A 14,765-nucleotide genomic window follows, 5' to 3' on the forward strand; every position below is an offset into this window, starting at 1 on the left:
TATTATTATATCATAATTATCTCTTCTAAAATTATAATAACATACCCTAGTGTAAACGATTTTAAATTATTTATCATTAATGTTTTAAAAATTTAATAAAAAAGTTTTCTAACATCTGATATAAAATATAATGATCCGGTAATTAATAGTAAGTCATTACTAGACATCTCATTAACACTTTTCATTATTGCCAATTTCCATTTTGGCACAAACCTTACTGGATGTTTAGCATTTACAGCTTTTAAAATATCATTCATATCCGCAGCTTTACGATTCTCAGGGCCTGAAAATTCAGTTAGTATTAAATGAACATTACTAATGCCAGCCAGTGTATTAATCATTTTTAGATACTGTTTATCTGACAAAATTGCAAGCACAATATAAATCTCATTATTCGAAAAATGATTTTTTAATAACTTAGATAGCTCTAAAATAGCAGGTTCATTATGAGCTCCATCTATTACTACTATTGGATTCTCATCTAATTTTTCAAAACGACCTGCCCAAAAAGTTTCCATTAATCCCTTTTTTAATATCTTATATTCTATTGATTGGTTATTAATAGATTTATATCTAATATAAGTTTCAATAGCACAAGCAGCATTATCAATTTGATATTGACCTAACATTTTAATCGTTAAGTTATTCAATGAAACTAAGTCATTGGAAAAAGAAAAATCTTCCTTCCATGATGTTTCCTTACAATTTGAAATGAAATAATCTTTTTCCGGAACAAATAATTTACTTTTATGTTTTTGACAAACTTGATTAATTACATTGAAAGCATCATTAGGTAGTTTACCTACAACACAGTCAACCTTATCTTTAATAATACCAGCTTTTTGATTAGCAATTTCACCTATAGTATTACCTAATATCTTCATATGATCATAACCAATGGTAGTAATTACAGATACTTTAGGAGTAAAAACATTAGTAGAATCAAGTAAGCCTCCTAGACCTACTTCTACTAATACAATATCCACTGGATTATTAGCAAAATATAAAAACATCATTGCAGTTACAATTTCGAACTCAGTTGGTCCAAGATCTTTAAGATTTTTGTCCATATCGTCAACAATTGGTTTAATCTTTGAAACTAATTCAATAATTTCTTGATCACTAATCGCCACACCATTCACACTAATTCTTTCATTAAAACGAATTAAAAATGGTGATGTAAATGATCCAACTTTTAATCCTTCTGCTTGAAAAATATTGCGCAAGAATGCCAGGGTTGATCCTTTACCATTAGTACCAGCAATATGAATACCATTAATTTTATCTTGTGGATTATTTAATTTTTTCAGTAATAGTTTTATAGTATTTAAATTGGGATGTTTTTTAAATTTTTGTCTACCGTGAATGAAATTTAAAGATTCTTCATAATTCATTTTATTATTTCTCCTAAAAAAGCCGAGCTTAAGCTCGGCTTTTTATTGTTTAACTATTTTTGATTTTTAATATCTTCTAGTCTTTGTTTAGCAGCTTCTAATTTAGATTCATTATCTGATTTTTTACCTTTTTCAGCATCAACAACCTGCGTTGGTGCATTATCAACAAAGCGTTTATTAGCTAGTTTTTTCTCAGCACGTTGAACTTCAAAAGTATAATTATCAATATCTTTTTGAATACGTTTAATTTCTTCGTCTAAATCAACGAGTTCAGCTAGAGGAATACTAATTTCAGCATCGGTAATAATTCCAGTCATTGAAAGTTTAGGTGCATCAACATCAGAACCTACACTAAATTCCTTTGGATGACAGAAACGATCAATATAGTGTCTGTTAGTGTTAAAGATATCCTTCAAATCATCATTATCAGTTTTAATCAACAAATCAATGGATGATGACATTGGAGCATTAGCTTTGGCACGAATATTTCTTACAACCTTAATTAGTTCAATTAATGCAGACATATTCTTTTCAGCTTGAGCATCATTAAATTCTTTGTGTTCAACTGGGTATGGTGCAACCACAATAGATTTTCCTTCATGAGGCATAGTTAACCAAATCTTTTCAGTAACAAATGGCATCATTGGGTGCATTAATTTTAGAATCTTATCTAATACATAGGCTAAAATATTTCTTGTATTTTCTTTAGCTTTCGCATCCTCACCATTAAGAGTTTCCTTACTCATTTCAATATACCAATCACAAAAGTCATTCCAAATGAAGTCATATAAAGAACGACCAGCTTCACCAAAATTATATTTTTCAAATAAATCTGTAACTTGAGTTACAACATTATTCAAACGACTTAAAATCCAGCGATCAGCTAAATTCCATTGATCTTTATTAGGTAATACAGGCTTATCCATATCACCAAGATTCATAATTACATAACGACTAGCATTCCAAATTTTATTAATGAAATTCCATGCTGATTCAATTTTTTCATAACTAAAACGAACGTCTTGTCCAGCAGTATTACCAGTAGCTAAGAACCATCTAAGTGCATCAACACCATATTTGTCAATAACTTCCATTGGATCAATTCCATTGCCCAATGATTTACTCATTTTACGGCCTTGTGCATCACGCATTAAACCATGAAGTAAAACATCTTTAAATGGACGTTCATTAGTGAATGTTAAGCTTTGGAAAATCATACGTGAAACCCAGAAGAAAATAATGTCATATCCAGTAACTAAAGTATTAGTAGGGAAATAACGTTTGAAATCTTCTGAATTTTCATTAGGCCAGCCCAAAGTTGAAAATGGCCATAATGCAGATGAGAACCAAGTATCTAGCACGTCAGGATCTTGTTCCCATTTTTCGGCATCTTTAGGTGCTTCCATTCCAACATACATTTCTCCACTTTGTTTGTTATACCAAGCAGGAATTCTATGGCCCCACCATAGTTGACGTGAAATAACCCAATCATGAATGTTATCCATCCATTGAGTGAATGTATGTTCAAAACGTTTTGGAATAAAGTTTACTTTATCATCAGTTGATTGATTTTCAACAGCACGATCTGCTAATGGTTTCATCTTTACGAACCATTGAGTAGAAAGTCTTGATTCAACTTGCACACCAGTTCTTTCTGAATGACCAACTGCATGGACGATAGGATCAATATTTATCATATAACCTTGATCTTCAAGATCATTAACCATTGCTTTTCTAGCTTCAAAACGATCCATGCCATTATATTTACCGGCATTTTCGTTCATAGTAGCATCACCATTCATAGTATTGATGCGTTCTAAATCATGACGGTTACCAACTTTAAAGTCATTAGGATCATGAGCAGGAGTTATCTTAACCATTCCAGTTCCAAATTCAGGATCTACATATTTATCAGCAATAATTGGAATTTCACGATTAACTAATGGGACTACAATCTTTTTACCAACTAATTCTTTATATCTTTCATCATCAGGATGAACTGCTACAGCAACATCCCCAAACATAGTTTCGGGACGAGTAGTAGCAATTTCAATATAATCTTTACCATCAAAGGTTACTCCATCAGCAAATGGATATTTAACATGGTAAAATGCACCTTTATCGTCTTTATGAACAACTTCAATATCTGATAAGGCTGTTTGTGCTTGTGGATCCCAGTTAATAATATATTGTCCACGATAAATTAGCCCTTTATTGTATAAGTCAACGAAAACTTTTTTGACAGCATCGGATAATCCATCATCTAAAGTAAAACGTTCTCTACTGTAATCTAAAGAAAGGCCCATTTTTGCCCATTGTTCTTTAATAGTAGCAGCATATTCATCTTTCCATTCCCAAACTTTATCGACAAATTTTTCACGGCCTAAATCATATCTAGTAATACCCTGTTCTCTTAGCTTAGCTTCAACCTTAGCTTGAGTAGCAATTCCAGCATGATCCATTCCTGGAACCCATACAGTGTCATAACCAAGCATTCTTTTTTGTCTGATTAACATATCTTGTAAAGTTGTATCCCAGGCATGGCCTAAATGTAACTTACCAGTAACATTTGGTGGGGGTAAAACAATTGAATATGGTTTTGCTTTTTTATCACCACTTGGTTTAAAGACATCTTCGTCTAGCCAAGTTTTATAACGACCTTGTTCAACAGCATTATGATCATACTTTGTTGACATTTCTGTTTCTCTAGACATAATTTCCCTCCAAATTATAAAAAAAGAGCACCTCATCCAATAGGACGAAGTGCTCGTGGTACCACCTAATTTAGAATACTAAAACAATTAATATTCTCACTTAATTCCATTTAACGATGGTCCCGTTCATATCTATTCTAAGTTCAATATGAAAGCTCCCAAGCTACCTTCAATTTAAAATAAAGGAAAATTTTTCATCAATTAATTTTCTTTCTGTTCACATTATTTTAAAAATACTCTCTTGTTCAACACTTTCTTTATCAATAACTATATATTAGACAATTTTTGACTAGTCGTCAACATTGTTACTTAATTTTTCAATAGATTTCAAAACTTCATTGAAGTCTGGTAGTGTTCCAATTTCTGGAACTACTTGGCGATAAACTACCTTACCATCTTTATCCAGAACAAAAATCATTCTAGCTAAAGCATCAATATCTGGAACATAAGTATGAGTAGCTTTACCGAAAGATAAATCTTTATCTGATAATAATTCTATATTTTTTACACCTTTAGCAGAACACCAGTCTTTTTGTTCATCGACTGTATTTTTAGAAATAGTTAAAAAGTTTACATTTGAAAAGTCATCAGCCTTACGATTAAACTTCTTCGTTTCTAAACTACATACATCGGATGTAATATCTGGAACCGAACTAATTACAGTAATTTTACCTAAAACGTCTTTATTAGTTTCGGTTTCATTATTAGAATTTAAAACTTTAAAGTCTGGTAATGTATTACCAACATTAATTGGTTCACCATCAGTATTAACTTTTTTACCTAAAAATGTTAATTCCATTTTAAATCATTCCTATTCATTTAATAATTATAAAATAAATTTATAGTAATTCAGAGAAAACATCTTCATTAGCATTTAAGAATTCTTCTCCTGGTTTAATATCAACAATTTTGACATTATCTAGAGCACGTTCCATTAGACCTTTTACATCAATCATGTTCTCACATTCTCTTGTGCGATATAAATTAGGTTTAGTTCTTGGTGCTGGTGGTGTAAATACAGTACAACAGTCCTCAAATGGCATGATAGATAGTTCATAAGTATCAATGTTTTCAGCAATTCTAATAATTTCAGTTTTGTCCAATGAAGTTAATGGCCTTAAAACTGGCATATTAGTTACATCATTAATTGCCATCATACTTTCTAATGTCTGAGAAGCTACTTGGCCTAATGATTCACCAGTAAAAATACCTTTACAATGTCTACTAATTGTTAACGCAGCAGTTAGTCTTAACATCATTCTACGTTGAACAGTCATTAAATATCCTTCAGGAACTTTTTCCTTAATCTCTTCTTGGATTTCAGTAAATGGTACTTGAAGGAATTGAATATTACCACCAAAACGAGTTAATTTTTCAGTTAATTGTTTGGCTTTGGCTAAAGCTTGTTCACTAGTATATGGAGGACTATAAAAATGAACCATATCTAGTTTAACACCACGTTTCATCCCTAAATATGATGCAACTGGAGAATCAATTCCACCAGATAACATCATAGTTGCACGTCCACCAGTACCAACTGGCAAACCTCCAGATCCAAGAATTGTTAAGCTAGACAAGAAAACCCCATTCATTCTAAATTCTGCACGAATAGTAATGTCGGGTTTATTCATTTTAGCTTTTATTCCATCAATATTATCAACAATTGCACTTCCCAGTGCTTCATTGATTTCATGAGTATCTAATGGGAAATTCTTATCTTGACGTCTAGTGTCAATTTTAAATGTCATACCGGGTTTATATTGGTCTTTAACCATTTCTAAAGCCACTTTTTTTACAGCATCTATATCTTTTTCTACCTTCATAGCAGGAGAAAAAGTTTCAATCCCGAAAACATCTTTTAAACGATCAATAACTTTATCAGAATTTTCACCATTTAAAGTTACATGCAAGCGATCTCTTCTAGCATTAATTTTAAGATGATCAAAATTATGCAAAACTCGTTTAACATTCTTACCAAGTTGCTTAATAAAATCTTTACGGTTCTTACCCTTAGTAGATAATTCACCGTATCGAACCATTATCTCAGTATATTGCATCGATTCATTCCTTTCTAAGCATTAATTTTCTTAAACTTTTCATAAAGTATATCAAAAATTTGAATAAATTTCTTAGCTTCATCCATTGTATTATTTTCATCCAATGAAATTCTAACCGCACTAGTAGCATCTTCTTCGGGAATCTTCATTGCTGTTAAAGTGCTAGAAGTTAAATGCTTTTTAGATGAGCACGCACTAGTAGTAGATATAAATATACCATAGCTTTCAAATGCATGAACAATTGTTTCTCCCCTTACTCCTTTAATTGCAAAACACAAGATATGAGGAGCAAACTCAGCATTATCTTTAGAAAAAGTTATAACATTATCAAATTTAGAAATATAATTGAAAATAAAGTTTTTGATTTCTGCTTGCTTTGCAACTTTTTCTTTTTCATTATCAGTTAGTAACCTCAAAGCTCTAGCCATTGCTACTATTGCAGGAAGATTTTCTGTACTACTTCTTAAGTTCTTTTCTTGTCCCCCACCTGCTAGTAGTGGCTCAACTTTTTTACCACGACGCTTATACATAAAGCCTACACCACGAGGTGCATGAAATTTATGGCCAGAAAAAGTTATCAAGTCGGCACGATCATTAAATATGATATCATGCAAGCCTTTCCCTATTCCCTGAACTGCATCAATATGATATTGAATTGTAGGATATTTTGTTAATAATTCACCAATTTGTTCAATTGGTTGAATTGAACCAACTTCATTATTAACAGCCATAATGGAAATTAAAATCGTAGAATGCTTGATTGATGCTTTAACATCTTCAACGCTTACTTTTCCATTTTGATCTACAGGTAGATATGTCACTTCAAAGCCTAACTTTTCTAGTTGTTTCATAGAATTTATTACTGCGGGATGTTCAACCGAAGAAGTAATAATATGATTACCATATTTTCTTTTGGCCATTGCTGTACCCTTAATAGCCCAATTATCGCCTTCGGTACCTCCACCAGTGAAAAAGATTTCATCTGGAAAGACGTTTAATATCTTAGCTATCTGCTGACGAGATTGTTCTAAAAGATTAAAAGATTGCTCTCCAAATTGATGAAGACTAGATGGATTACCCCAAATATTTTTGCTGACTTTAGAATAAGTATCAACAACACTCAAATCAGGCTTAGTTGTAGCACTATTATCAAAATAAATCATTATTATTCGACCCTCTTTTCATAATACTTACTCAAAGTAATAAAATAAACAATCTTATAATTATAACAGAAAAAAAGAAGTAATGTTAGTTTATAGACATCACTTCTTTATCAATTTAATTTTTTTTCGATTCATTTTGCTTATTTTGATAGTATTCTTTCTTTATGCGATTGAAAGCCCCTGAATCAACATTTTCTATTGCAGAAGAAATAATTTTTAAGCTTTTTTCATAGTCGAAGTCATTATCAAAATGATTTTTTGCTTCAACACAAGCAGCATTAACTTCTTCATTATTGTTTCTATATCGATTAGCATATTGCATCAATCGTTCAGCCAAAATTGCATTGTCTACTATTTCTTCTGTGTCAGAAATTAATTCTTCCATAGCTTTATCCATAGTAGTTAATTTTTTATTAATTTCATCCATACTAATTTTAACTTGATTAATAGTAGAACCTAATTCAGAAACTTTTTTGTAAGAATACTTATATTTTTCCATAAAATCATCTTGTAAACCAGGTAAATTTAAGTTATCAATTTTACGACGAATGTTTAAAAGTTGAAAATCAAATTTTTGAATTAATTCACGTGCTGTATTTTCTTCCTCATTTAAATCAGCAACAGAATCATTAATATCTTTTTGCTCTTTTTCAATAGCACTTAATTGTTTTTTAGAATCTTGTTGATGAGATTGAACTTCAGAATAAACGGCTTTTTTGTCCATAATAAGTTGATAATCATTATTATAAATATTTTCAATTTGATGAATTTGTTGTGAAAATGACTTAGCCTTTTTTATTTCATCATGTTCTAAAGTATAATTTTTACTTAATTGATCTAGTTCTGAAAGTAACATATGATTCTGACGACGTGCATGATAAATATAATCATAAACTAATTTAATGTTTTTACGAACTTTACGTTTAGCAATAACTTCTTTTTCCATCATTTCGTACATAGAATCAATAGTTTTTTCAATTTTATAATTTTCTTGCTTAACATCATCAATCTTTAAGTCAGAAAGCAAAGAAATAGCTTTATTAATTGATGATTTTATTATTTCAATATTTTCATCAATATTATCATCTGAGAAATTATAATCTGTCTCAATCATAGTTCTATGGCCACGATCAATTTCATCAATTTGTTTTGGAAAGTCTTTAGATAAAGATAAATAAAGCTTAGGCGTTTCTTTCATTAACGATTCAATTATTTCAATTTTTTTAACTAAACTATTTAAGATATCATCAGCTGTATATTGATCACCTGATTCAACAGTCTTAATAAATTCTTGATATTCAGATTTGATGTTGCTTAACTCATCTTCTATTTTGTCACTACTAGGACCATAAGAATAATTCTTAGATAAAATGTTTTTATTTAAGTCTTTTATTTGTTTATCTAATTCATCAATAGCTCTTGTATGCTGCTCATCCAAATCTTTAAGTTGATTTAAGCCATCATCAATTTTACCCATAGAATCTTCAATTTCATTAAGTGAATTAACAGATTCGGACAATAATGAATTAGCCTGTAATAAGCTAAATGTCTTAGCATTACTGTTGGCATCATTTAATGCAACATTAATGCTTGGTAAATCATCATTGATGATCTTTTCATATTTTTCTTTGTAATCATTAAATTGATCAAAAGAATCACCAGTTAAATTTAATTTAGAAGTAGCTTCAATATTGTCACCAATTGGTGCTTTACTTAAAGTGTCCTTTTTATTAATAGCATCTTGAATCTTTTTCAAAACACTTTTTTGATAAACAACTAATATTAGCATAATTATTATGGCAACTACTAATATAGCAGATACTATTACAATCATTTTATCGTATGTCCCCTTAATTTTTATTTAATAATATTTTTTATTTGTAATTTATTTTTAATAATAATAGAATAACTCCATATATATTTAAATTATATCAGTATGTAAAGATTATTAAAACACCTAATAAACAATTTATAAGGTAGGTAGTAAATATGAGCGAAATTAAATCAATGATTGCTAAACAATTAGATGCACTTTTAAGTAACGAAAATAATAATATTGCTAATATGGCGAATGCATCCGCACTGTTAATGCAAAGCATGAAAGATATCAGCTGGGCTGGATTTTATTTATATGATAAACAAAATGATGAACTAATTCTTGGTCCATTTCAGGGAAAAGTAGCATGTGTTCATATTAAAAATGGCCGTGGAGTCTGTGGTACTGCTTTAAAAGAACAAAAAACAAAACGAGTTAAAAATGTTAATGAATTTCCCGGACACATTGCTTGTGATTCAGATAGCAAATCTGAAATTGTTATACCTATTATGAAAGATGGCAAGAATTATGGTGTGTTAGACATTGATGCCCCTATTTTAAATCGTTTTTCAATAGAAGATGAAAATATATTAAGAGAATTTGTAAAAGTGTTCATTAATCATTTGAATATTGACAAAGTATAAAAATGAACGTAGAATACTTTTTGTGTAAAATAATGCAGCAATATACGGTAAGCTCGTCAACATATTGATGCCGCAACATTGGTCCTACTAGTAACTTCACGGCTGCTGAAGCGAAAATCGCAAAACAATATGCACGAATACTAAGTATATAAATGATTATTTTACTCCAAAACAAATTTATTGGAGGATATTTTTATGTCTAGATATACAGGTCCTAGTTGGAGAATTTCACGTCGTCTTGGTATTTCATTATCAGGTACTGGTAAAGAATTAGCTCGTCGCCCTTACGCACCAGGTGATCACGGTCAAGGTCGTCGTGGTAAATTATCTGAATATGGTACTCAATTAAAGGAAAAACAAAAATTACGTTACATGTATGGTTTAACTGAACGTCAATTCTCAAAATTATTTACTCGTGCAGGTAAAATTAGAGAAGGTCGTCACGGTGATAACTTCATGATTTTACTAGAACGTAGATTAGATAACGTTGTTTACCGTTTAGGTTTAGCAACCACTCGTCGTCAAGCTCGTCAATTAGTAAACCATGGTCACATTACTGTAGATGGTAAACGTATTGACATTCCTTCATACGAAGTAAAAGTAGGTCAAGTTGTTTCAGTTCGTGAAAAATCAAAAGATCTACAAATCATCAAAGATGCTGTTGACGCCGTTGTTGGTCGTCCACAATACGTATCATTTGATGCTGACAAACTTGAAGGTTCAATCACTAGATTACCTCAACGTGATGAAATGAATGCTGATATTGATGCTTCACTTATTGTTGAATACTACAACAAACTATAATTCAATATTTCATTTTTATCGAAAGTGTTTTGCTTATGCAAAACACTTTTTTGTTACCATTATTTAATAAATGATAGAATGGCATTTATTAAGTGCAAATAAAAAGGAGTTTTATTATGAGCGAAAATAATGTAAATGATAGATTAGAACAGTCTTCAATGGGAGGCACTCCTAAAGTAAACCCAGACGAACAAAGAAAGTATTTAGGAACTTTTAGAGAACGAGTTTCATTTGCAATTAAAATAAAAGATTTAGGTAATTCTAATGCCATTCAAGATTTAAATAAAGAATTTGAAAATAATTCTAGTTATCAACTAATATTAAATGGAAATTTATCACACGATTTAATTTCCCCTTTTATTAAATTAGCTTCACAAAATAATATAAAATTTGTTATAAAAACTGATTCATTTTATAAAACTGAACCTGAAAATTATGGTGTTGTTTACGCTAATAAACAATCCATTAATATTAATAAAATAGATTTTGAAAATAAATATAATCATAATAATGATTCACAAAAAAATGATTCAATTAAAAAGGATTCAAAGTCTTCATTTATGGATAAAATTAAAAATATTTTTAAATAATTAAGGTGGTGATTATTTGCATCCTTTAGCTTATCGAATGAGACCCAAAAAGATTGAGGATGTGGTTGGTCAACAACATTTAGTTGGTAAGGGAAAAATTATTAATCGAATGGTTAAAGCCAAAATCTTATCATCAATGATTTTATATGGACCTCCTGGAACCGGAAAAACAAGTATCGCAAGCGCAATTGCTGGTTCTACAAAATATGCCTTTCGACAACTAAATGCTGCCACTGATACTAAAAAAGATTTGCAAATAGTTGCTGAAGAAGCAAAAATGTCAGGTACTGTAGTATTACTTTTAGATGAAATACATCGACTTGATAAAACCAAACAAGATTTTTTGTTACCACTATTAGAAAGCGGAAATATTATTTTAATTGGTGCAACTACTGAAAATCCATATATAAATATTAATCCTGCTATAAGAAGTAGAACTCAAATTTTTGAAGTCTATCCCCTAACTTCTAATGATATTCACAATGCAATAAAAAGATCATTAGAGGATAAAAATGATGGACTAGGTAATATGGATATAAAAATTAATGACGATGCCATGAGTTTTCTAACTAATAGTACAAATGGTGATTTAAGAAGTGCATTAAATGCTTTAGAATTAGCTGCTAAATCTACCAAAATCAATAATGAAGGTATAGTAGAAATAACATTATCAGATATAGAGGCATGTTTACAAAAGAAAGCTCTAACTCAAGATAAAAATGGTGATGCTCATTATAATGTAGTATCAGCATTTCAAAAATCTATCCGTGGATCCGATGTAAATGCAGCCTTACATTATGCAGCTAGGCTATTGGAAGCTGGAGATATAAATTCTGTTAGCCGTCGATTAATGGTTATTGCTTATGAAGATATTGGATTGGCTAATCCTCCTGCTTGTGCTAGAGCTGTTGAAGCTATTAATGCAGCAAATAAAGTTGGGTTACCAGAAGCGAGAATCCCAATAGCAGATACAATTATTGAACTATCATTGTCACCTAAATCTAATTCTGGTATTAAAGCTATCGATAGTGCTATTGAACGTATTAAAAGTGGTAACTATGGAGAAATACCTAATTATCTAAAAGATTCACACTATTCTGGAGCCAAAAAATTAGGCCATGGCATTGATTATAAATATGCTCATGATTATCCAAATGATTGGGTTAAGCAACAATACTTACCCGATAAAATAAAGAATGATGAATATTATGAACCAAAGAGTAATGGAAAAATTGAAACTGCATATAAAATACAATATGAAAAATTAATCAATGCACAAAGACAAAATAATGGAGGATCAAAATGATTATTATAATTTTGATGATAATATTTACAATTATCCTATCAATAATGGGGATATATCTATATAAGCATCGTAATAAACCATTCATGTTACTTCATCCTGAAAATAACAATTTATTAAGCTCAATGGTTAAAAACTACGGTCTAATATTTATTGGTTTAGCAATATTATCTTTAATATCAATAATAATAAATAGCATTCCATTTATTATCATAATATTAATCATTAGTTGTATAATGTCCTTAGTGATGGAATTAACATTAATTAAATTTCTACCACAAAAATAAATATTGGGGTGCATAATATGTTAAAAAACTACGAACAAATTTTAGTTCCAATTGATGGATCAAAATATTCTAAATTAGCTTTCAATAAAGCAGTAGAAGTAGCCAAAAGAAACAATGCTAGCTTACACATTGCACATGTTATTGATACAAGAGTTTTTAACGATTTAGCCACTTTCGATACATCAATGTTAGATGAATTAACCTCTGATGCAAAAAAGACATTAGATAAATATAAACAAACAGCAATTGATTCCGGAGTTAAAAATGTTGATTATGTTATTGAATATGGAATGCCAAAATCAATTATTGCAAAAGATTTAGTCAAAAAATTTAATACGGATTTAATCATGATTGGTGCTAACGGTAAGAATATGACTGAAAGAATTTTAATTGGTTCCGTAGCTTCATATGTAACAAGATCAGCAAGTTGTGATGTTCTAATGGTAAAAACAGATTTACAAAATAAAGAATAAATAAAAAAGCTCATTTATTTGAGCTTTTTTATTTATTCTAAATTATGTTTTTCAACAAGTTTTTGAAAATTATTTGGTAACTTTATTCCTAAACTACATATATAATTACATAAGTTATTAAATTGAACATCATCAGGTCTATTTCTTTTATGATCTCTTAAAATAATTTCAAAGTTTGAAATAAAGGCTAATTCTCGGTATTCGATTAAATTAGATATACATTTTGCATCTTTAAATCTCTTAATTTTGCATAAAACATAATGCAACATATTGTAAGCATCTTTTATATGTTCCAGAGAATGGTCAATACTATCATCTGCATGAATAATTGTTAATGCATTATTAATATAATAATTAGACTCATCATAACTATTTATTAAATAATATGATTTAGCAAGATAGCTACATGTCCAAACATAATATGATAGATTTTTTTTATCCTTATAAAAACAGTAATATGCATTTAACATTAAAGGAATTACTTTAACATAATCTTTTTGCTGATAAAAAGTAATATAGCCACTATAAAAATAATATTTACCTTTTGTAATAGTATCATCAATATTAAAAGCAATAATTCCATCCAAACAATGCTTAGCAGAATCTAATTTACCGTCTAAAATATATTCATAAATTTTATCCAATTTACGATGTGTAAGTTGAAAGGTATCATTAGAAAAACTTTCGATTGGAATATTTAATATATCAGATATTAATGAAATGGTATGCATATCAGTCTTATGATTACCATTTTCAATATTACTAATAGTAGTTTGAGTACAATTGGTTCTTTTAGCTAATTCGACTTGCGTAATGCCCATAATAATCCTGGACTTTTTTATTAATGCGCCACTTTTCTGCATGGTGATTAAATTATGTATACACCTTGTTGTATACCCTTTCGTAAGTATGTTTACTTACTTATAATACCCCTTTGTTATTTTTAATCAACACTTTTTTATCGATTATGATAAAAACATTTTAATTCATGATCATTAATCACACCAATTACTTGATAAAAGGAATATAACGTTTTATTTCCAATTCTTTTAAACCCATTCCTTTTAAATTGCAAAACATATTTAGATATAAAAGAATCTATATATTTATAATCACCCGTGTGTAGTAAATGATCCAACCTACTATAATTAAATGGCTCCCATATAAATTTCTTTAAATCGATGGATCTACATATTCTTGCATTATAGATAATTGCTTCTATCTTTTTTTGATTTCTAATTATATTTTTATTACTCATTAGACGATTAATATCATTAATACTATATTCAGAAATTTTTTCAATATCAAAATCATCGAAGGCTTTTATAATTTCGTTCCTTTTATCTAGGATTAATGTCCATTTCAACCCCGCTTGCATAATTTCAAGGGATAGTTTTTCAAATAATTTTCGATTATTGGTTTCTTTAACTCCCCATTCTTTGTCATGATATATTAATAATTTTGAATTATCTTTTGCCCAATCACATCTTTCAACCAAAAATTGTCCCCTCCCATTATTC

The 14,765-nt window shown here is 29.5% G+C and carries 14 protein-coding genes and 1 other annotated feature; of the genes, 6 read left to right on the top strand and 8 right to left on the bottom strand.

From position 1 onward, the window contains the following. Positions 1-92: 92 nt before the first annotated feature. From C7N41_RS06255 to C7N41_RS06280, 6 genes are all read right to left on the bottom strand, one after another. On the bottom strand, positions 93-1,394 hold the full coding sequence (locus C7N41_RS06255) for a bifunctional folylpolyglutamate synthase/dihydrofolate synthase (protein ID WP_105964840.1): 1,302 nt from the start codon (positions 1,392-1,394) through the stop codon (positions 93-95). A gap of 53 nt (positions 1,395-1,447) precedes the next feature. Further along, positions 1,448-4,108: a valine--tRNA ligase gene (locus tag C7N41_RS06260; RefSeq protein WP_105964841.1), complete on the bottom strand. Its 2,661-nt coding sequence runs from the start codon at positions 4,106-4,108 to the stop codon at positions 1,448-1,450. Between the two features lie 37 nt (positions 4,109-4,145). Continuing rightward, positions 4,146-4,366 (bottom strand) — a binding site (T-box leader). A gap of 31 nt (positions 4,367-4,397) precedes the next feature. Then, positions 4,398-4,907, bottom strand: a complete 510-nt coding sequence (gene tpx, locus C7N41_RS06265; RefSeq protein WP_105964842.1) for a thiol peroxidase — start codon at positions 4,905-4,907, stop codon at positions 4,398-4,400. A gap of 40 nt (positions 4,908-4,947) precedes the next feature. After that, positions 4,948-6,165, bottom strand: a complete 1,218-nt coding sequence (gene thiI / locus C7N41_RS06270; protein ID WP_105964843.1) for a tRNA uracil 4-sulfurtransferase ThiI — start codon at positions 6,163-6,165, stop codon at positions 4,948-4,950. 14 nt (positions 6,166-6,179) lie between these two features. Continuing rightward, positions 6,180-7,328, bottom strand: coding sequence for a cysteine desulfurase family protein (locus tag C7N41_RS06275; RefSeq protein WP_105964844.1), 1,149 nt, complete (start codon positions 7,326-7,328; stop codon positions 6,180-6,182). Between the two features lie 115 nt (positions 7,329-7,443). Then, the gene (locus C7N41_RS06280) at positions 7,444-9,162 is read right to left on the bottom strand and encodes a septation ring formation regulator EzrA (protein WP_105964845.1); all 1,719 of its coding nucleotides are present in this window, start codon (positions 9,160-9,162) and stop codon (positions 7,444-7,446) included. 155 nt (positions 9,163-9,317) lie between these two features. Here C7N41_RS06280 and C7N41_RS06285 point away from each other — a divergent pair, with 155 nt between their 5' ends. From C7N41_RS06285 to C7N41_RS06310, 6 genes are all read left to right on the top strand, one after another. Next, positions 9,318-9,788, top strand: a complete 471-nt coding sequence (locus C7N41_RS06285) for a GAF domain-containing protein (protein ID WP_105964846.1) — start codon at positions 9,318-9,320, stop codon at positions 9,786-9,788. Between the two features lie 195 nt (positions 9,789-9,983). Next, positions 9,984-10,592 (top strand): 30S ribosomal protein S4, encoded by a 609-nt coding sequence (rpsD, locus tag C7N41_RS06290; RefSeq protein ID WP_105964847.1) that lies wholly within the window; start codon positions 9,984-9,986, stop codon positions 10,590-10,592. Positions 10,593-10,708: 116 nt separating this feature from the next. Beyond that, entirely contained in the window at positions 10,709-11,182 is a 474-nt protein-coding gene (locus C7N41_RS06295; RefSeq protein ID WP_105964848.1) for a YueI family protein, read from the top strand. A gap of 37 nt (positions 11,183-11,219) precedes the next feature. Beyond that, positions 11,220-12,488, top strand: a complete 1,269-nt coding sequence (locus C7N41_RS06300) for a replication-associated recombination protein A (protein WP_105964992.1) — start codon at positions 11,220-11,222, stop codon at positions 12,486-12,488. Next, on the top strand, positions 12,485-12,772 hold the full coding sequence (locus C7N41_RS06305) for a hypothetical protein (RefSeq protein WP_105964849.1): 288 nt from the start codon (positions 12,485-12,487) through the stop codon (positions 12,770-12,772). The genes C7N41_RS06300 and C7N41_RS06305 overlap by 4 nt, the downstream gene beginning before the upstream one ends. Positions 12,773-12,789: 17 nt before the next feature. Further along, on the top strand, positions 12,790-13,245 hold the full coding sequence (locus tag C7N41_RS06310; RefSeq protein WP_105964850.1) for a universal stress protein: 456 nt from the start codon (positions 12,790-12,792) through the stop codon (positions 13,243-13,245). 32 nt (positions 13,246-13,277) lie between these two features. On the opposite strand, the gene C7N41_RS06315 is transcribed toward C7N41_RS06310, so the two are convergent. Continuing rightward, entirely contained in the window at positions 13,278-14,108 is an 831-nt protein-coding gene (locus tag C7N41_RS06315; protein WP_105964851.1) for a helix-turn-helix transcriptional regulator, read from the bottom strand. Between the two features lie 95 nt (positions 14,109-14,203). Then, a complete protein-coding gene (locus C7N41_RS06320; RefSeq protein ID WP_157944984.1) occupies positions 14,204-14,743 on the bottom strand; it encodes a DNA-3-methyladenine glycosylase I in 540 nt (179 codons plus the stop codon). Between the last annotated feature and the right edge of the window lie 22 nt (positions 14,744-14,765).

It is taken from the genome of Apilactobacillus micheneri, from assembly GCF_002993975.1.
Taxonomy (GTDB): Bacteria; Bacillota; Bacilli; order Lactobacillales; family Lactobacillaceae; genus Apilactobacillus; species Apilactobacillus micheneri.

Coding starts and splice junctions, on each gene's coding strand:
- C7N41_RS06255 (WP_105964840.1), bottom strand. CDS start 1,394: ATGAATTATGAAGAATCTTTAAATTTCATTCACGGTAGACAAAAATTT.
- C7N41_RS06310 (WP_105964850.1), top strand. CDS start 12,790: ATGTTAAAAAACTACGAACAAATTTTAGTTCCAATTGATGGATCAAAA.
- C7N41_RS06260 (WP_105964841.1), bottom strand. CDS start 4,108: ATGTCTAGAGAAACAGAAATGTCAACAAAGTATGATCATAATGCTGTT.
- C7N41_RS06280 (WP_105964845.1), bottom strand. CDS start 9,162: ATGATTGTAATAGTATCTGCTATATTAGTAGTTGCCATAATAATTATG.
- C7N41_RS06300 (WP_105964992.1), top strand. CDS start 11,220: ATGAGACCCAAAAAGATTGAGGATGTGGTTGGTCAACAACATTTAGTT.
- tpx (WP_105964842.1), bottom strand. CDS start 4,907: ATGGAATTAACATTTTTAGGTAAAAAAGTTAATACTGATGGTGAACCA.
- C7N41_RS06305 (WP_105964849.1), top strand. CDS start 12,485: ATGATTATTATAATTTTGATGATAATATTTACAATTATCCTATCAATA.
- C7N41_RS06275 (WP_105964844.1), bottom strand. CDS start 7,328: ATGATTTATTTTGATAATAGTGCTACAACTAAGCCTGATTTGAGTGTT.
- C7N41_RS06315 (WP_105964851.1), bottom strand. CDS start 14,108: ATGCAGAAAAGTGGCGCATTAATAAAAAAGTCCAGGATTATTATGGGC.
- thiI (WP_105964843.1), bottom strand. CDS start 6,165: ATGCAATATACTGAGATAATGGTTCGATACGGTGAATTATCTACTAAG.
- C7N41_RS06295 (WP_105964848.1), top strand. CDS start 10,709: ATGAGCGAAAATAATGTAAATGATAGATTAGAACAGTCTTCAATGGGA.
- C7N41_RS06285 (WP_105964846.1), top strand. CDS start 9,318: ATGAGCGAAATTAAATCAATGATTGCTAAACAATTAGATGCACTTTTA.
- rpsD (WP_105964847.1), top strand. CDS start 9,984: ATGTCTAGATATACAGGTCCTAGTTGGAGAATTTCACGTCGTCTTGGT.